The following is a 16,064-nucleotide window of genomic DNA, read 5'->3' on the forward strand; positions in this document are numbered from 1 at the left end:
GCTGTCCGCCCACACGACAGCGGCCGTGTTGCGCTTGTCCAGCAGGCTCTCGCGCAGCCGCGCGCCCTCGTAGGCCGCGGCGTCTGTGACCATCCATGTCCGGATCAGCCCGAAGCCCCGGTCGATGCCGATGTGGTTCTGATATCCGAAGGTCGGGATGGCGATGTCGACGGGCGGCCTGGTCCCATCCGGCCGCTCCTTGGCCTTGGAGAACTTGACCGTCCATGATCCGCCAGCAGGCGGATCATCCAACACCGCAGGTGCCAAGGTCAGGAGACCTTGGCGGGCGAGGCGTCCCGATCCTTTTGCCGGAGCTTTCCGGCGCGCGCTTTCCAGCCGTCGGGGACGCAGCCCTCCTTGATCGCCTTCTTCTCCTCGTCGGTGTTGCGCTGCCTGGGCGCGGCCACCAGGCTCGCGTCGACAATCTGGCCGGACATGGCGATGTAGCCGGCTGTCCGCAGCGCGGCATCGAAGCGCTCGAACAGCCCCTTGATGGCGCCTGCCTTGGTGAGCTTCTCGCGGAACAGCCAGATCGTGCGGGCGTCGGGCACCCGGTCCGACAGTCCGAGGCCCAGGAACCGCATGAAGGACAGCCGGTCGTTGATCAGGAACTCGGTGCGTTCGTCCGAGAGGGTGTGCGCGGCCTGGATAACCAGCACCTTCAACATCATGACGGGGTCGAGCGGAGGTCGACCGCCCTGCGGGCCCGACCGGTAGCCAAGCGCGCCGTCCAGGTCCGCCCTGAAGAGCTCGAAGTCCACGGCCCGTCCAAAGGACTCGAGCTGGTCGCCCAGATCGCTCAACCGACGAAGGCGATCATCCACGTCGAAAAAGCCTGGCTCGCTGCCCATCGACTCGCTCCTCTCCCCGTCACGAGGATTGAATCAGATCGAGACGCAGACCGCGAGGTTGTTGGAACCATCCATCTTGAACCCACCGGTGCCTCGCATGGCGCCGACGGCTGTGGGCCATCCTGGGTGCCGAAGAGATGCTGGTGCATTCCGCCGACGGCCGTGCTCCGCCAGCTTCGCCTGGCGATCGGCCTTCGACACCACCGTTCCAGTTCCCGGATATACCTCGGCCATCAGCGCTGGATAGGCGTCTGCCGCCTGTTGTCGGCCAGCCATCCACGGACCTGCCCCGAACGCACGAGCCTTTGCCGATCAAGGATCGACGCACGTGCCGCCATCCATTGGGAGCTGCCTCCAGCATCCAAGCATCGGCGCGTTCGTCCCAAGGCAGTGATCCTGAAGTTTCTCCTGTCGTATCGACGGCCCTGCAACCGCCCCCTTCGCCGCCCGGGGCCGGGCACCATCTTCCAGCGTGCCCAGCCGGCCATCGGCCGCCCTTTTCCGGCAGCTCCCCCATGAGCTGCCTGACGCGCAGGAGCGGCCTTCAGCCGATCGCGCCCATCCCGCTGTGGGCGGGCGGCTGCCTTGCGCGCAGGCAAGGCGACGGCATCCGGGTCCATCCAGCCATGGCCGATCGGTCGTTCTCCCTTGGGGGCGCGGAAGGCCGGCCAATGACAGCTGGCGCCCTGGCGTTAGGTTCGCTGGCAGCGGGGAATGGCTCCGCACCTGCCTCCTGGACACATGGCCGGTCGGAGCTGGAGACCAATGGTCGCGAGGACCGAGCCGACGGTGGAATCCGGCCGGCACAGAGCCTAGCGACCGGTGCGGAACGGATCGCCGCGCTGATCCTCCACGGCCACGTCGTTCCATACCGATCCGGCCGACGCCAAGATGGAAGCAGAAACATGTCCAGGACCAACCCCAGGCCGGTGCCGGCTGCGCAGGATGGAGTGGGCAACGCACGTCCAGCGGGACGGCTCACGCTGGCCGCGATGCTCTGCGCCGCGGCCGCGGTCGGCGTCGGGGCCATCGGCGCCCATGCCTTCCGCGATGCAGGTGATCTGCGCGGCGCTGGCCTGATCGAGACGGCGGCACAGTACCTGATGTGGCATGCCCTGGGGGCGCTGGCGCTCCTTCGCCTGCCAGGCGGCTTCGACCGGCCGGTCATGGTCATGCTGGCTTCAAGTCTGGTGTTCGCAGGAACGCTCGTCCTGCTCGCCCTGGGCGCGCCTGGATGGCTCGGCATCGTCACGCCTTTCGGTGGGGCCGGCATGATTGGCGGATGGCTGCTGGCGGCATGGACGGGCCTGCGCACGCACCGGGGCCGGCCCAAGCCGCGACCACTGGCCGCTCGGCGATCATGATTGGAAGCTCTGCACGAGGCTGCCGGCCACCAGGTACCAGCCGTCGACGAGCACGAAGAAGATCAGCTTGATCGGCAGCGAGATCATGACCGGTGGCAGCATCATCATGCCCATCGACATCAGGATCGAGGCGATCAGCAGATCGATCACCAGGAACGGGATGAAGATCAGGAAGCCGATCTCGAAGGCACGACGGAGCTCGCTGATCATGAAGGCAGGGATCAGGATCCTGAGTGGGGTTTCGGCGGCGGTGGCCGGCCGCACGCCTGCAAGATCCAAGAAGAGGTCGAGGTCCTTCTCCCGGGTATGGGCCAGCATGAAGGCGCCGATCGGCGCGCTTGCCCTGTCGAAGGCAGTCCGCTCATCGATCTGCTCGGCCATATACGGCGCCAGCCCGGTCTCGTAGACCTGCTGGAAGGTCGGGGCCATCACGAAGCCGGTCAGGAACAGGGCGAGCCCGATCAGGACCGGATTGGGCGGCGTCTGCTGCAGGCCGAGGGCACTGCGCAGGAAGGACAGCACGATCACGATCCGGGTGAACGAGGTCACCATGACCAGGATGCCTGGCGCCAAGCTCAGCACCGTGACCAGGGCCACGATCTGGACGAGCTGGCTAGTGTAGGAGCTCCCTTGCCCAAGGTCTAGTGCGATGGCCTGGGCATGGGCGGGCATGGCCAACGGTGCCACCGCCGCTGCGAGGCCGAGAGGCATCAGCAGACGGCGGGGGCTGGTCCGCGGCCTCATGAACCAGCCTCCGCCATGCCAAGAGGTCCTGGTGCGGGCTGCTGGGCGACGACGATCGGCACTGCGTTGCCAAGAAGGATCAGATGGTCCGTTTGCCCATAGCGGATGACGACGATCCGCTGGCGCATGTCCAAAGAGCATTGAGCAACCAGTATCGGCCCCGCGCCGGCAACGGCCGCCATGCCGGGCCGGAACCTGCGCACGAGGTATTGCACGACCAGCAGCAGCGTCCCGACGATGACGATCGCCAGCGCGATACGGGAGGGGTCGATGTCCAGCCCGATCATGATGGCTGGGGATGGCGAGTATAGGCCTGTCTGGCGCGGCGACGGGCACAACCTGCTTCGATCTCGAGTGCGGTCGCGTCGCGCTGGGCCGCAAGCATGGCCACCAGTGTTTCCAGCTCGTCGAGAAGCGCCAACGTCGCCCTGGCATCCGTCGAGGGCCGCAGCTTGCCCGACAGGCCTGCGCCGATCGAGCTGAGAAGGGGACCGATCCGCCAGGGGTCGACCTCGATCAGACCACGGACGACCGCGATCCGCGCCACGATCTCGTCGGTGGTCATCGCTGCGAGCTGCTCGGTCGCCTTGGGATTGCCAGGGATGACGGTGCCGGACCCACTCATGCTGCGCCTTTACCTGTATCAGTGTCGGCCATGACTTTGCCGCCAAGTCGTTAAGATAAGGTTAACCGTCGGATCGGATTGCCGTCGCGTCCGGACCGTGGCAGGCAGCGGCACCGGGACCGATGGGAAGCCAAATCCTTGCACGAGTGGACCGATGACCGGCTGCAGCGCTTCTCGCGGCAGATCGTGCTGCCGGAAGTGGGCGGCGTGGGACAGGAGCGCCTGGCGACAGCGACGGTCGCGCTTGTGGGCATGGGCGGGATCGGTGCACCGGCCGCCATGTTCCTCGCGGCCGCCGGGGTCGGTTGCCTGCGGCTGGTCGACCATGACGTGGTCGACCTGTCGAACCTGCATCGCCAGATCCTGTACCGGATGAAGGACATCGGTCAGCGCAAGGTCGATGCCGCGGCGAGCGCATTGGCTGAAGCTTATCCCGATACGCGTGCCGAACGTCGGGCGGAGCCGCTGGATGCAGGCAACGTGATTGCCCTCCTGTCGGGGGCCGACGTTGTGATCGATGGCACCGACGCGTTTCCTGTCCGGACGCTGGTCGCAGCAGCCTGTGCCGAGGCACGCATTCCCTTGGTGTCGGCATCGGTCCAGGGGTTCGACGGCCAGCTCATCGTGCTGCGACCGTATCTAGGACCGCCCCACCCCAGCTACCGTTGCATCTACCCGGACGATCCCAGTCCGGGGACCTTGCCGAGCTGCTCCATGTCGGGCGTGATGGGACCCGTGCCCGGAACCCTGGCCGGCCTTGCCGCCACCGAGGTCCTGAAGCTGCTGCTGCGGCTGGGCGACCACGGGGAGCCGGCTCCGCTGCTCTGCTATGATGCCCTGAACGCGGCCCTGTACCGGATCGAGGTGGCCCGGACGGACAAGGCCGACGAGACCCAGGAACCGGCAGTTGCCTGGGCTGGCCGCGCATGATCTGCGCTTGTGTCCTCGATAAGCTTGCACGAGCCGGCCGATTTCACTAACCCAGCGCCGTCTCGGTACGTCGAAGCCGGGAATCGGTTGAGCAGCCGGCGCTATCGTCGGAATGCTTCTACTCGTGTCCTTGTTTTTAAGTATTAGCAGGCAGGGGCGATGAACAACACTGGCTCTACCGTAGGCGACCTGGTCGAAATCGATGACGATTATCGCCCGTCCGATGACGAAGTTTATATGAACCCGAAGCAGGAAGCATATTTTCGAAAGAAGCTTCTGCAGTGGCGTGACGAGATCCTGCGCGGCTCCGACGAAACGCTCAAGCAGCTCAAGGAACAGGATACCCGCCTGCCGGATGCCACCGACTGGGCGAGTGCCGAAATCCAGCGTTCGTTCGAGCTGCGAACCCGTGACCGCGAGCGCAAGCTTCTGAGCAAAATCGACGCTGCGCTGCGACGGATCGATGAGGGTTCGTACGGTTACTGCGAAGAGACCCAGGAGCCGATCGGAATCCGCCGCCTCGAGGCGCGGCCGATCGCGACGCTGGCGATCGAGGCCCAGGAGCGGCATGAACGTCGCGAGCGCACTTACCGCGAGGAATGATTGGCTGTGGCCGGCACTTCCTGCCCGGCAGGACTTGCCGCCATGCATGTTGCCGTGGACGAAAACGGCCACGGCAGGTTCAACCGATTGTACGCTGATCGAGTCATTCCGCGCCGCAGGTCGCTGCTGAACGGCCCTCGTCGTGCCCCGCCCGTGGTCGCGGCTCTCTGTTGGCACGAGGGTTGCTATTTCGTTCGTCACGCAGCAGCGATGGCGTTCGAATGTCCCACTTCCCTCTCATCACGCTCCGCCCGCACCCGTTCGTCCAGCCGAGTTGGCGGAGCGCCCGGATGATGGTGCCGCCCCTGACGGTTTCTCCGGCCAGCTAGCCAGGGCCAGCTCTGCCGAGCAGGAATCGACCCGTGTGGTGACGAGTGGCAGGTCATCGCTCGGCAACAGCTCGTTGGCGGCTGATCCCGCAACCGGTGGCAGGCCCGCTCCGCCGCCGGCGACCGACGTGGCCGGACCGGATCAAGGCCAAGCCACAAATGCCCGCCGGCGCCCTGCACTCCAGACAGCGTTCGCGGCCACGGGTAGCAAGGTGCCGTCGCCGGTAGTGCCGGTGGAACTCGCACTGGCCGATCCTACGACAACAGCTTCCGACAGCTCGAGCCCGGGTGAGCTGGAATTGTCGGGCGTATCATGGGTCTTGCCGCTTTCATCGACGCTACCGCCATCGCTGACCGCGATGCCCGTTCAGGTTGAGCCGGCATCCTCGACCGGAGCAGCGGCCAGCCGGGTCGATCCATCCATTCCAGTCATGGCGACGGCTGGACCGGGCGCTGCCGACGATGCCATCCGTTCCGGACAAATGGTCGAGGGGTCCCAAGGCGGCGTACCGGCGCATCCCTTCCTCGCGGCTGAAGAATCGGCCCCGCCCGCTATTTCGGCGACCAGCGCGCTTCCTGCCTCCCCTCCGGATGGCAACGTCGCTGTTGCCAGCACGCTCGCCTCGCGCGGCCACAAGCCGGCGCCTTCGCGGCCGGACGTCTTGCTGCCAGCCGGGACAGCTGGCAGTCCCACCATGAGAGACGCGCCGATCTCGGCAGCCGAGCCGCTGCAAAAGCGAGACGGCCAGCCGTCAGCGCAGACCTTCATGCCGTCCGATGCCGGCCAGGGTTCGGCTTCGCCTGCGCGCGGCCGGACCTCTCCTTCTGCGCCATCCACTGGAAGTCCTGCAGCCTCACTCCTGGCGACGGACAACGCCGTTCATGCGCAGCCAACGGCGTCGCCAGCTGGCATGGCCGATACGGCGATCGCTCCGCCCGACGCGGCGGGATCTGGATCTCCGTCCGCTTCCCCGACGGGTGAACCGTTGGATCGGTCGACGTTGCGAGGCATCGAGACCTATGCCCGCCATTCGCCTGCCACCGATCCCGCAGACCAGTTGGCCCCGCGCATCGCCCAGGCCGTGATCGGCCGCCAACAGGTCGTCTCGGTGCAGCTTCATCCGGCCGAACTCGGATCGGTCGAGATCAGGATCGTGGTCGATGCCAATCGAAAGGTGCGTGCCATCATGCGGGCGGACCAGCCGGAAACGGTCGATCTGCTGCAGCGCCATGCCGGCAGCATCGAGCGTGCACTGACCGCAACGGGCCTGACGCTGGTGGAGCAGGAGGCACTCAGCTTCGATCTGGGCACCTCCTCGGGCCAACAGGGCGCCCATGACGACGGCACTGGGCGTACCCGGCCCGGCCCGGCCGCCCGGCCCGACCATCTCGACCTACCCATCCACGCCCATGCCGTACCGACCAGGGCAGCTTCCACTGACCTCTTGGACCTCGTCCTCTGAATGGGAGCCGATCCATGTCTTCTGTAGCGTCCGCAATCGCCGCCATGCCTGGTGGCACCCATCCCACCGACAAGAGTGCCGCGAGCACCCTCACCGACAATTTCGACAGCTTCCTGTCGCTCTTGACGACGCAGCTGCAAAACCAGGACCCGCTGTCGCCGATGGACACCGAAACCTTCACGCAGCAGCTCGTCCAGTTCACGTCGGTCGAACAGTCCATCAAGACCAACGACAGCCTGGAGCAGCTGATCTCCCTGGTGCAGGGTGCGCGGCAGACTTCGTCGCTTGGCTATCTCGGCACCACGGTGGAGGCAAAGAGCGATCGTATCGCCCTTGGCGCCAGCGGGCCGGCATCGATCTCCTTCGAGTTGCCCAGCGCTGCCGCCGGCGTTTCGGTCCGCATCCTGGACCAGAACGGACAGTTGGTCGCCGAGACCCGTGGTCCCACCGCGCGGGGCCCACACCAGATCAGCTGGGACGGTCTGCGTACTGACGGTACCCGCGCGCCGGCCGGAGTCTACCGCGTAGCAATTGACGCACGGAGCGCCGACGGCAAGAGCCTGGATGTTTCCCAGGTGATCCGCGGCACGGTCGATTCGATCGACCCTTCCGGCAGTGAACTGGTCGTCTCGGTAGGCGGGGTGGACGTGCAGGTCTCCGACATCAGTTCGATCGCCCGATAGTTTGCGATTTCCCGAGCATCCTCCGTTTCACGAACCAGGAAGACGTCAAGATGAGCCTGTTCGGTTCTCTCTTCACCGGTGTGTCGGGCCTGTCCGCCCAGAGCCGTGCCATGTCCGTGATCTCGGACAACGTCGCCAATGTCAGCACCGTCGGCTACAAGGGCGGCGTCTCGAACTTCGCCTCCCTGGTGGTCAGCCCCAACCAGCAGCGGTCGTTCAGCCCGGGTGGTGTCCAGCAGTCGACCCAGTTCCTGATCAACAAGCAGGGCTTGGTCCAGGCGACCAGCTCCGGGACCGACGCCGCCATTGTCGGCAACGGGTTCTTCGCCGTCACCAGCCAGCCGGGTGGCGCCGCCCCGCCCGTCTATACCCGTGCCGGCTCGTTCATACCGGATGCGGATGGCTTTTTGCGGAGTGCGAACGGCTTTTATCTGCTCGGATGGAAGCTCGACACGAACGAGCAGCCGCTGGATGTCAACGTGACCCAGCCCGTCAACGTGCGTGACCTGAATGCAACCACCGTCGCAACCAGCACGTTGAAACTGGGTGCCAATCTCGACTCGAGCCAAGTCGTGCATGCGGGTGCCTATGCGTCCGGTGACATGGCCGAGTACGAGGCCACCGACGGTGCGTCGGGCGTGGCGCCGGACTTCAAGCGCCAGGTCCAGGTATTCGACAGTCTCGGCAACGCGCGGAGCATCACCGTCTCTTTCCTGCGCACGCCAGGTGCCGCCACCTGGAGCGTCGAGCTCTATGCCGATGCGGCGGACGTGGAGAGCGGTTCGCACACTAATGGTCTGCTGGGCTCGGGAACGGTCAGCTTCAACGGCAACGGCAGCCTCGCGGCCGCTTCGATCACGCCGACCTTTCCGGCCACGGCGACCGTGGGCGACCCGATCGGTATCGACTGGCTGGACACCAGTGGATCCAGCAACTCCTCGATCGTGTTCGACTGGGGAGCGATCGGCGGCACGGATGGGCTCACCCAGTTCTCCGGCGAGAGCGCCGTCTCGTTCGTCAACAAGGACGGCGCCGGCTTCGGCGAATTCACATCGGCTCAGATCGACGATTCCGCCTATGTCGAGGCCTCCTTCTCCAATGGCGAGGTCAGGCGGATCTTCCAAATTCCGATCGTGACATTCGCGAACGCGGCTGCGCTGCAGCCACGGTCCGGCAATGTCTTCGCCGTGACCCGGGATTCCGGTGACCCAAACCTGCAGATCGCCGGGAACGGCGGAGCCGGCCAGATCTCTCCCTCGGCGGTGGAGGCGGCGAACGTCGATCTTGCCGACGAGTTCACCAAGATGATCGTCACGCAGCGGGCTTATTCCGCCAACGCCAAGGTGATCACCACATCGGACGAGATGCTCGACGAACTGATGAGGGTCAAGCGATGAGCAGCCACATCGATGAAATTGGTCTTGGCGCTCCGAAGTATGCCGAAGCACAGGATTAACAGAAACCTTACTAAGATCATTAGTCGCCGCTTAGGAGGAGGTTGGTTATCTGGAACCGCAACCGGATCATTGTCTTGGCTCGGCAAATGGAGAACGAAGATGTCCAGCGAGTTGGGCCGGTCGATCAAGGTGGCGGTCGGTCCGAACGGCAACCTTCTCCGGCTGGAAGACCTGCCACCTAGCGACACACGCCGATGGGTGGCACGGCGGAAGGCCGAGGTGGTTTCGGCCGTTCAGGCTGGCCTCCTTTCCATCGAGGCTGCCTGCCAACGCTACAACCTGTCCGGCGAGGAGTTCGAGGCGTGGCAGTCAGCCATCAGGAAGCATGGTGTAGGCGGTCTTCGGGTCACTCAGATCCAGGCGATCAAACGCCGTGACCTGGAGCACTGCCGACGGGCCTGACGCAGGACGCGACGCGTCAACGACGAGGGGCCGTCCGGTAGGGCTTAGCTGCAGCATTAACCTGCCGTTAACCCTGGGCAGCTAGGTTCGCGGCAAGGCGGTGCGCTGCCGTCTTCGAGCGAACAGGTCCCATGGACAAGCCAACGCCATCCCTGCTGCCCGCAAATGCTGCTCCCTCCGACGAGCCCAGCCGGAATGGGCCGGCATCCAAGCTCGCATCCGCGGTCGCCGTGATGCGTTCGCTGGGGCCGGGACGGCTGCTGGCCCTGGGCACCATCCTGCTGGGCTTCCTCGTCTTTTTCTCGTTTGTCGCCAGCCGCGCGCTCGACCCGGGCTATGCCCTTCTCTACGCCGAACTGATGCCGGAGGACGCAAAGGTCATCGCCGACAGGCTGCGGGCCCAGGACGTCCCGTTCAAGCTGAACGACCGCGGCGACGCGATCATGGTCCCGCAGGACCAGATCGGGCGGCTGCGCATGGACCTGGCGTCGGAAGGCATGCCGGCGGGCAGCGTGACAGGCTACGAGATCTTCGACCAGAGCGGCAGCTTCGGCCAGACCGACTTCCTTTCCAACGTCAATCTGCGCCGCGCCATGGAAGGCGAGCTAGCTCGCTCGATCTCGACGCTAAAGCCGGTGCGCAGCGCGCGCGTCCACATCGTGCAGCCGGAACGCTCGCTCTTCCGCCGCGACGAAGCGCGCCCGACTGCCTCCGTCGTTCTCTCCTTGCGCGGTGGAGCAAGGTTGGACGGGCGCCAGGTGCAGGCGATCCGCAACCTGGTGGCAGCAGCCGTGCCCGGGCTGGAGCCGACGGGAATCACGATCATCGACGATCGCGGCAACCTCCTGGCGCGTTCCGGGGAGGCGGCCGAGTCAGGCCTGTTCCCGGGCGAGGCGGACGAGTTGCGCAGCGGCTACGAGGCCCGGATCAAGGCGAAGATCGTCCAGCTTCTGGAACGGTCGGTTGGACCCGGCCGGGTCGATGCCGAAGTCACCGTGGAAATGAACTTCGACCAGGTGACCACGACCGCGGAAACCTTCGACCCGCAGGGCCAGGTGGCCCGCAGCACCCAGACGGTCGAAGAGCAGTCCGACCGCAACGAAACCGAGGCAAACGGCACAGTTTCGGTCACGAACAACCTTCCGACCAGCCAACCGGCCGGTGGCGCTGCGGGGGGGACATCGGAGCGCAACAACCGTAGCGAGGAAACCGTCAACTTCGAGATCTCGCGGACGGTGCGCAACGAGGTTCAGCGGCCGGGCGGCATCCGCCGCCTCTCGATCGCCGTGCAGGTCGACGGTGTCCAGACCGATCAGCCGGACGGGTCGGTGTCCTTCACTCCGCGCAGCCCTGAGGAACTGGCCGAGCTGGAATCGCTGGCAAAGAGCGCTGCAGGCTTCGATGAGACGCGCGGCGACGTGTTCCAGATCGCCAGCCGCCGCTTTCTGGTGGCCGAGACCTTGCCGGAACTGGAACCGGGACTCATCGAGCAACTGGGCCTGGATGGCCGCCGCCTGATCGAACTTGGCCTTCTGTCGGTCCTGACCCTGGCCGTCGTGTTCTTCGGCGTGCGCCCGCTGCTGAACCGGCTCCTACCGGAGCCCGAGGTCCAGACCGGCAGCGCGCTGGCCGGCGCCGATGACGGCCGGCTCATGATCACCGACCAGCGTGCCGACCCGCAGGCTGCGCGGCCGGTGCAGGACGGACCTGACGGTGAAACCGAGGCAGCGGGGCGCGGCAAGCTGACGGACCTGACGGCCACAGGCAGCTTCCCGGGCCCGCTGCCGAACCTCCTGCTGCAGGAGGTGACCCGCATCGTCGAAGATCGACCGCAGGATGCCGTGAAGGTGATCCGCGCATGGCTGGAGGAGTAAGCATGGCCAACGACCTGGTGAGCGTGAACGGTCAGCCGCTGGCCAAAGGCATCGACAAGGCGGCCGTGCTGATGCTCTCGCTGGAACCGGGCCTGTCGCGCCGCCTCATGGAGAGCCTGGAGTTCCAGGAGATCCGCGAACTATCCCAGGCCATGTCGGCATTGGGCAGGGTGGATGGCGCCGTCGTGGAGACCGTGCTCGGCGAGTTCCGGGAGCGCATCAACACAGCGAGCGGCGTACTGGGCAGCTTCGACGCGACGGAGCGGTTGCTCGCCTCGTTCCTGGAGAACGAGCGGGTCGAGGCGATCATGGAGGAGATCCGCGGCCCGGCTGGCCGGACCGTCTGGGAGAAGCTCGCCAACGTCAACGAGGCGGTGCTCGCCTCCTACCTGAAGAACGAATACCCGCAGACCGTGGCGGTCGTTCTCTCGAAGATCGATCCCGCCCATGCCGCCCGTGTACTGGCCAACCTGCCGGGCGAGTTCGCCATGGAGGTCATCACGCGGATGCTGCGCATGGAAGTCGTGCAGAACGAGATCCTGGGTGACGTGGAGCGGACGCTGCGGGCGGAGTTCATGAGCAACCTCGCCCGCACGAACCGCCGCGACAACCATGAAGTCATGGCGGAGATCTTCAACTACCTGGACCGGCAGACCGAGACCCGTCTCATCAGCTCGCTCGAGGAGCGCAACAAGGAATCGGCAGACCGGATCAAGGCCCTGATGTTCACCTTTGAGGATCTCGTCCGGCTGGATGCCGCGGGCGTACAGACGCTCATCCGCAATGCCGGCAACGAGCGGATCGGCCTGGCCCTGAAGGGCGCCAGCGACCGGCTGAAGGAACTGATCCTGAGCAACATGTCCGAGCGTGGCGCCAAGATCCTGAAAGAGGACATGGCCGCCATGGGACCGGTCCGGCTGCGCGACGTGGAAGAGGCCCAGCAGTTCCTGGTCAATACTACCAAGGAACTGGCTGCCGCCGGGGAGATCTTCATTGCCGACGACAAGCAGGACCAGCTGATCTACTGAGGGATTGCAGATGCAGGTTGCCATCGCGATGCCGTCAGGGCCAGGTCCGTGGCCCGGACGTCACGTCAGTTTCGTCTTTCCTGAACTCGTGCCATCGGCGCCGCTACCGGCGGCGCTGCCCGAGGAGACATGTGTCGCGCCGCTCGCGGGCGACCTCGTGTTCACCGAGGTGGAGATGGCCAAGATCGTCGCGGCCGTTCGTGCGGAAGCGGGCGCCAGTGCTCGCCTCGCCGCCCAAGCCTCGATCGACGCAGGCCTGCAGGCAACCACGCTCGCCCTTGGGCGGCAGCTCGATGCTCTCATGGCTTCGCGAGCTGACGACCTGGCCCTGATCAAGATCGCGACGAGACGGCTGTTCGCCCTGTTCGCCGAAGCCTGCCTCGAGACCGTAGCAGGTGGAAGGCTCTGCCAAGCGATGACGAGGGCCGCCGAGCGCGTTCTTGCCGAACTGCCGGACGGAACGGAGGTGGCGGTTGACGTCCCGGCTGATCTTGCCAGCCGGATGGAAGAGCTGCTGGCGGCGAGGCTTGCTCCATCCTCCGCTCTTCGGGTGAGCGTTCGGGGTGTCCCGGCCTCCCGCCCGGCGACATTGTCATGTCCTGGAAGGACGGATGGGCGGAATGGTCGTTCGAGCGCCTGCGCCAGACCCTCCTCCGCCAGCTGGCCAACGATCTAGCGGCCAGCGCCGACAGCAACACCCTCGCGGCCACGGCCGCCAGCGACGACATTCCGGCCTCCTGTCGGCCGGACATCACCGACCCCAGCGCGGATTGACCGACATGAGTTCATCCAACGTGCCGCTCGACAGCTTCGAACCGAGCCAGGGCGAAGGGGTAGCCGAGGCCAAGGCGGGACCTGGCGGCACCAGCTCGCTCGGTGCCATCTACGACATTCCCGTCCAGCTCTCCGCGGTACTGGGGCGTGCGTCGATGCCGGTCAACCAGCTCCTGCGGCTCGGCCGTGGTGCCGTGGTCGAACTCGATCGGAAGGTCGGCGAGCCGATCGACATCTTCGTGAACAACCGGCTGGTCGCACGGGGCGAGGTCATCGTCGTCGAGGATCGTCTCGGCGTGACCATGACCGAGATCATCAAGAGCGACCAGTGAACGACGGCGTCCAGGGCAAGGAAGGGAAACCGGACCGATGCGCCTTCTGATCGTGGGCCAGAGCCAACCCGAGGTGGTCCGCGCGGCTGAAATGGCAGCCGCCCGCGGCGCCAGCGTCCGCCGCTCGTCCGACCTTTCCCAGGCCTTCGAGGAGTTGCGGGCCGGTCATGGCGCGGATGTCCTGCTCGTCGACGTCGCGAGCGACATCGCGGCGCTGCGCCAGCAGCTGGCCGCCGAACGATTCTTCCTTCCTGTCGTGGCCTACGGGATCCACACGACGCCGCGCGCGGCCGCCGAAGCCATCCGGGCAGGTGCCAGGGAGTTCCTGCCCCTGCCGCCCGATCCCGATCTGATCGCGGCGATCCTGGAACAATCGGCCGACGACCAGACGGACTTCGTGGCCGAGGATCCGCGCATGCTGGCCGTGCTCGACCTGGCCAGGAAGTTCGCGCCCACCGATGCCAGCGTGCTCATCACGGGCGAGAGCGGCACCGGCAAGGAAGTGATGGCGCGCTTCATCCACCGCAACAGCCGCCGCGCTGGCGGGCCCTTCATTTCGGTCAACTGTGCAGCCATCCCGGAGAACCTCCTGGAATCGGAGCTGTTCGGCCACGAGAAGGGCGCCTTCACCGGTGCGGCCGCGCGCCGGATCGGCAAGTTCGAGGAAGCGCATGGCGGAACGCTGCTGCTCGACGAGATCAGCGAGATGGACCCGCGCCTGCAGGCCAAGCTGCTGCGCGCGATCCAGGAGCGCGAGATCGACCGGGTCGGCGGGTCCAGGCCGATCAAGGTGGATATCCGGCTGATCGGCACCAGCAACCGCGACATGGAAGAGAGCATCCGCGCCGGCCATTTTCGCGAAGACCTGTATTTCCGCCTGAACGTGCTGCGGGTCCAGCTTCCTGCCCTGCGCGAGCGGCCGGGCGACATCGTCCCGCTCGCGCGCTGGCTCTTGCGCAAGCATGCCCGGGCAAATCAGGTCCCGGACCGTCCACTCACGCCTGCTGCGATGGACGAATTGCGGCGAAGCCACTGGCAAGGCAATGTCCGCGAGCCGGACAATTGCATGCACCGGGCGGTCCTGCTCGCGTCGGGTAGCGCAATCGGCCCTGACGCCATCCTCTTCCAGGGTCGCCAAGCCAGGATGGAAGCCGCTGGCCCGGCCGGCATGGCTGAGCGCGCCGGCCAGCCGACAGCGCTGGTCGGGCGCACGGTAGCCGAGGTCGAGCGCGGTCTGATCATCGACACCCTGCAGCAGGCGGGCGGCAATCGCACCCATGCGGCCGCCGTGCTGGGCATCTCCATCCGCACCTTGCGCAACAAGCTCAAGCAGTACGCGACCGAGGGCGCCGCCATCCCGAGCTTCGACGGAGCCGCCTCGTGAGAAGCATCGCCTTTGGGCCGCTCGGGGCGGAGCTGCTGGGCGGCGTGCGCCGCTCGGGGAGAAGCACCGAAGTGATGATGGCAGCCGGCGTTCTCATGATCCTGGCCGTGCTGGTGGTGCCGCTCCCCCCGATCCTGCTCGACCTGCTGCTCGCTTGCTCGATCAGCCTGTCGGTCCTGATCCTGATCACCGCGCTGTTCATCGAGCGTCCACTCGACTTTAACTCCTTCCCGACCGTTCTCCTGATCGCGACGATGCTCCGCCTGGCGCTCAATCTCGCGACCACGCGGCTGATCCTTAGCCACGGCCACGAGGGCGCCGGGGCGGCGGGCAACATCATCGAGGCGTTCGGCCGGTTCCTCATGCAGGGGAAAGTGAGGGGCCGTGATCTTAAAATATGTTCAATGTTTTCATGGGCTTGATTACGTCCTAGAAGATGTACCTAATCACATCCTAAGTGGACGCAGCCGTATGGGTCGGGACAAAACTGGGCAATCCCTGCGTCAGTCTGCCACGGGCGCCCGAACGCATTGAGCCTCGTTCCAGGTTGGCTAGCACGACCGGCCCAAAAAGGGTTCTCCCAGACCCTTAAGGAACCGCACTGACAAAACTGTCAGAAGGAACCCGAGCGGGATCGGCGAAAATGTCGAAAGCGCCTTTGTCGACAGACGACAGTTCCAAGCCTCGGCCAGAGCCCTTTGGTCAGCCTCGTGTGCTTTCTTGGCGTCCTAACCTTGGGTGGTTTGTCGCGGACGGGTGGCGCTAGCCTGAGCTGCTCGGGCATCGTTATCACCTGCATGGCAATAAATGGCCACCCAGGCACCAGCGGGAGGTGAGTGAACAATGAACGATAACGGTAGTGCCAAGTATCCGCTCAGCAAGGCCGCTGTCGAGGCAGCCGCCAAGGCCCGTGTTGACGAGGTTGCCGCTCTATTTGTCGCGCGAGGCCTGCAACCGGCGAGACCATGGAGCACCATGACCCATGAGGATCACGCGGCGGAGCGCAAGATCGCAGCCCGGATGCTCCAGGCGGCCTTGCAGGCATGGCAGCCCAGCCAGGAACAGGGTGAGGTCTGCGAAAGGGAGCAGGCATTGTCGCAGCGCGATGGCGCTGGCCGGTGCATCGACGGTATGAAAGCCGCTGTTCTTACAGACGGAAGCTGAGTTGCGCGCTGACGCGCCACGGCGGCTTCTCAAGGTGAGCTCCACCAACGAGAGAGC

17 protein-coding genes and 2 pseudogenes are annotated in these 16,064 nt (G+C 65.7%); 14 read left to right on the forward strand and 5 right to left on the reverse strand.

Annotated elements, in window-relative coordinates; genetic code table 11:
• Positions 1-851 (reverse strand): annotated as a pseudogene (locus tag VHL31_RS04815) (transposase); the annotation flags it as partial.
• Between the two features lie 905 nt (positions 852-1,756).
• Here VHL31_RS04815 and VHL31_RS04820 point away from each other — a divergent pair.
• On the forward strand, positions 1,757-2,215 hold the full coding sequence (locus VHL31_RS04820) for a DUF423 domain-containing protein (protein ID WP_329660070.1): 459 nt from the start codon (positions 1,757-1,759) through the stop codon (positions 2,213-2,215).
• On the opposite strand, the gene fliP is transcribed toward VHL31_RS04820, so the two are convergent.
• The 3 genes from fliP to VHL31_RS04835 are packed head-to-tail and all read right to left on the reverse strand — an operon-like array spanning position 2,210 to position 3,584.
• Positions 2,210-2,959, reverse strand: a complete 750-nt coding sequence (gene fliP, locus VHL31_RS04825) for a flagellar type III secretion system pore protein FliP (RefSeq protein ID WP_329660071.1) — start codon at positions 2,957-2,959, stop codon at positions 2,210-2,212. The genes VHL31_RS04820 and fliP overlap by 6 nt on opposite strands.
• A complete protein-coding gene (locus tag VHL31_RS04830; RefSeq protein WP_329660072.1) occupies positions 2,956-3,246 on the reverse strand; it encodes a flagellar biosynthetic protein FliO in 291 nt (96 codons plus the stop codon). The genes fliP and VHL31_RS04830 overlap by 4 nt, the downstream gene beginning before the upstream one ends.
• Positions 3,243-3,584: a hypothetical protein gene (locus VHL31_RS04835; RefSeq protein ID WP_329660073.1), complete on the reverse strand. Its 342-nt coding sequence runs from the start codon at positions 3,582-3,584 to the stop codon at positions 3,243-3,245. The genes VHL31_RS04830 and VHL31_RS04835 overlap by 4 nt, the downstream gene beginning before the upstream one ends.
• A 138-nt stretch (positions 3,585-3,722) precedes the next feature.
• Here VHL31_RS04835 and VHL31_RS04840 point away from each other — a divergent pair, with 138 nt between their 5' ends.
• The 8 genes from VHL31_RS04840 (at position 3,723) to VHL31_RS04875 (ending at position 12,353) form a co-directional block, all read left to right on the forward strand.
• Complete coding sequence (locus tag VHL31_RS04840; RefSeq protein WP_329660074.1) at positions 3,723-4,514, forward strand: HesA/MoeB/ThiF family protein; 792 nt, start codon at positions 3,723-3,725, stop codon at positions 4,512-4,514.
• Between the two features lie 159 nt (positions 4,515-4,673).
• Entirely contained in the window at positions 4,674-5,117 is a 444-nt protein-coding gene (gene dksA / locus VHL31_RS04845; RefSeq protein ID WP_329660075.1) for an RNA polymerase-binding protein DksA, read from the forward strand.
• 1,330 nt (positions 5,118-6,447) lie between these two features.
• On the forward strand, positions 6,448-6,909 hold the full coding sequence (locus VHL31_RS04850; protein ID WP_329660076.1) for a flagellar hook-length control protein FliK: 462 nt from the start codon (positions 6,448-6,450) through the stop codon (positions 6,907-6,909).
• 14 nt (positions 6,910-6,923) lie between these two features.
• Positions 6,924-7,592 carry a flagellar hook assembly protein FlgD gene (locus VHL31_RS04855; RefSeq protein WP_329660077.1) on the forward strand — a complete coding sequence of 223 codons (669 nt, stop codon included), beginning with the start codon at positions 6,924-6,926 and terminating at the stop codon, positions 7,590-7,592.
• 50 nt (positions 7,593-7,642) lie between these two features.
• Complete coding sequence (locus VHL31_RS04860; protein WP_329660078.1) at positions 7,643-8,989, forward strand: flagellar hook protein FlgE; 1,347 nt, start codon at positions 7,643-7,645, stop codon at positions 8,987-8,989.
• A gap of 159 nt (positions 8,990-9,148) precedes the next feature.
• Positions 9,149-9,451: a DUF1153 domain-containing protein gene (locus VHL31_RS04865; protein WP_329660079.1), complete on the forward strand. Its 303-nt coding sequence runs from the start codon at positions 9,149-9,151 to the stop codon at positions 9,449-9,451.
• Positions 9,452-9,684: 233 nt separating this feature from the next.
• Positions 9,685-11,325, forward strand: coding sequence for a flagellar basal-body MS-ring/collar protein FliF (fliF, locus tag VHL31_RS04870; protein WP_329660087.1), 1,641 nt, complete (start codon positions 9,685-9,687; stop codon positions 11,323-11,325).
• 2 nt (positions 11,326-11,327) lie between these two features.
• The gene (locus VHL31_RS04875; protein WP_329660080.1) at positions 11,328-12,353 is read left to right on the forward strand and encodes a flagellar motor switch protein FliG; all 1,026 of its coding nucleotides are present in this window, start codon (positions 11,328-11,330) and stop codon (positions 12,351-12,353) included.
• A 103-nt stretch (positions 12,354-12,456) separates the two neighbouring features.
• On the opposite strand, the gene VHL31_RS04880 is transcribed toward VHL31_RS04875, so the two are convergent.
• The gene (locus VHL31_RS04880; RefSeq protein ID WP_329660081.1) at positions 12,457-12,765 is read right to left on the reverse strand and encodes a hypothetical protein; all 309 of its coding nucleotides are present in this window, start codon (positions 12,763-12,765) and stop codon (positions 12,457-12,459) included.
• Between the two features lie 182 nt (positions 12,766-12,947).
• Here VHL31_RS04880 and VHL31_RS04885 point away from each other — a divergent pair, with 182 nt between their 5' ends.
• The 5 genes and pseudogenes from VHL31_RS04885 (at position 12,948) to VHL31_RS04905 (ending at position 16,007) form a co-directional block, all read left to right on the forward strand.
• The gene (locus VHL31_RS04885; RefSeq protein ID WP_329660082.1) at positions 12,948-13,127 is read left to right on the forward strand and encodes a hypothetical protein; all 180 of its coding nucleotides are present in this window, start codon (positions 12,948-12,950) and stop codon (positions 13,125-13,127) included.
• A gap of 5 nt (positions 13,128-13,132) precedes the next feature.
• Entirely contained in the window at positions 13,133-13,459 is a 327-nt protein-coding gene (fliN, locus tag VHL31_RS04890) for a flagellar motor switch protein FliN (protein ID WP_329660083.1), read from the forward strand.
• 37 nt (positions 13,460-13,496) lie between these two features.
• A complete protein-coding gene (locus VHL31_RS04895) occupies positions 13,497-14,843 on the forward strand; it encodes a sigma-54 dependent transcriptional regulator (protein WP_329660084.1) in 1,347 nt (448 codons plus the stop codon).
• A gap of 32 nt (positions 14,844-14,875) precedes the next feature.
• Positions 14,876-15,214: pseudogene (locus VHL31_RS04900) on the forward strand (FHIPEP family type III secretion protein); the annotation flags it as partial.
• Between the two features lie 472 nt (positions 15,215-15,686).
• Positions 15,687-16,007 carry a hypothetical protein gene (locus VHL31_RS04905; RefSeq protein WP_329660086.1) on the forward strand — a complete coding sequence of 107 codons (321 nt, stop codon included), beginning with the start codon at positions 15,687-15,689 and terminating at the stop codon, positions 16,005-16,007.
• Positions 16,008-16,064 lie beyond the last annotated feature (57 nt).

It is taken from the genome of Geminicoccus sp., assembly GCF_036263595.1.
In the GTDB taxonomy this organism is placed as follows: Bacteria; Pseudomonadota; Alphaproteobacteria; order Geminicoccales; family Geminicoccaceae; genus Geminicoccus.

Coding starts and splice junctions, on each gene's coding strand:
- VHL31_RS04820 (WP_329660070.1), top strand. CDS start 1,757: ATGTCCAGGACCAACCCCAGGCCGGTGCCGGCTGCGCAGGATGGAGTG.
- fliP (WP_329660071.1), bottom strand. CDS start 2,959: ATGAGGCCGCGGACCAGCCCCCGCCGTCTGCTGATGCCTCTCGGCCTC.
- VHL31_RS04830 (WP_329660072.1), bottom strand. CDS start 3,246: ATGATCGGGCTGGACATCGACCCCTCCCGTATCGCGCTGGCGATCGTC.
- VHL31_RS04835 (WP_329660073.1), bottom strand. CDS start 3,584: ATGAGTGGGTCCGGCACCGTCATCCCTGGCAATCCCAAGGCGACCGAG.
- dksA (WP_329660075.1), top strand. CDS start 4,674: ATGAACAACACTGGCTCTACCGTAGGCGACCTGGTCGAAATCGATGAC.
- VHL31_RS04855 (WP_329660077.1), top strand. CDS start 6,924: ATGTCTTCTGTAGCGTCCGCAATCGCCGCCATGCCTGGTGGCACCCAT.
- VHL31_RS04860 (WP_329660078.1), top strand. CDS start 7,643: ATGAGCCTGTTCGGTTCTCTCTTCACCGGTGTGTCGGGCCTGTCCGCC.
- VHL31_RS04865 (WP_329660079.1), top strand. CDS start 9,149: ATGTCCAGCGAGTTGGGCCGGTCGATCAAGGTGGCGGTCGGTCCGAAC.
- fliF (WP_329660087.1), top strand. CDS start 9,685: ATGCGTTCGCTGGGGCCGGGACGGCTGCTGGCCCTGGGCACCATCCTG.
- VHL31_RS04875 (WP_329660080.1), top strand. CDS start 11,328: ATGGCCAACGACCTGGTGAGCGTGAACGGTCAGCCGCTGGCCAAAGGC.
- VHL31_RS04885 (WP_329660082.1), top strand. CDS start 12,948: ATGTCCTGGAAGGACGGATGGGCGGAATGGTCGTTCGAGCGCCTGCGC.
- fliN (WP_329660083.1), top strand. CDS start 13,133: ATGAGTTCATCCAACGTGCCGCTCGACAGCTTCGAACCGAGCCAGGGC.
- VHL31_RS04895 (WP_329660084.1), top strand. CDS start 13,497: ATGCGCCTTCTGATCGTGGGCCAGAGCCAACCCGAGGTGGTCCGCGCG.
- VHL31_RS04905 (WP_329660086.1), top strand. CDS start 15,687: ATGAACGATAACGGTAGTGCCAAGTATCCGCTCAGCAAGGCCGCTGTC.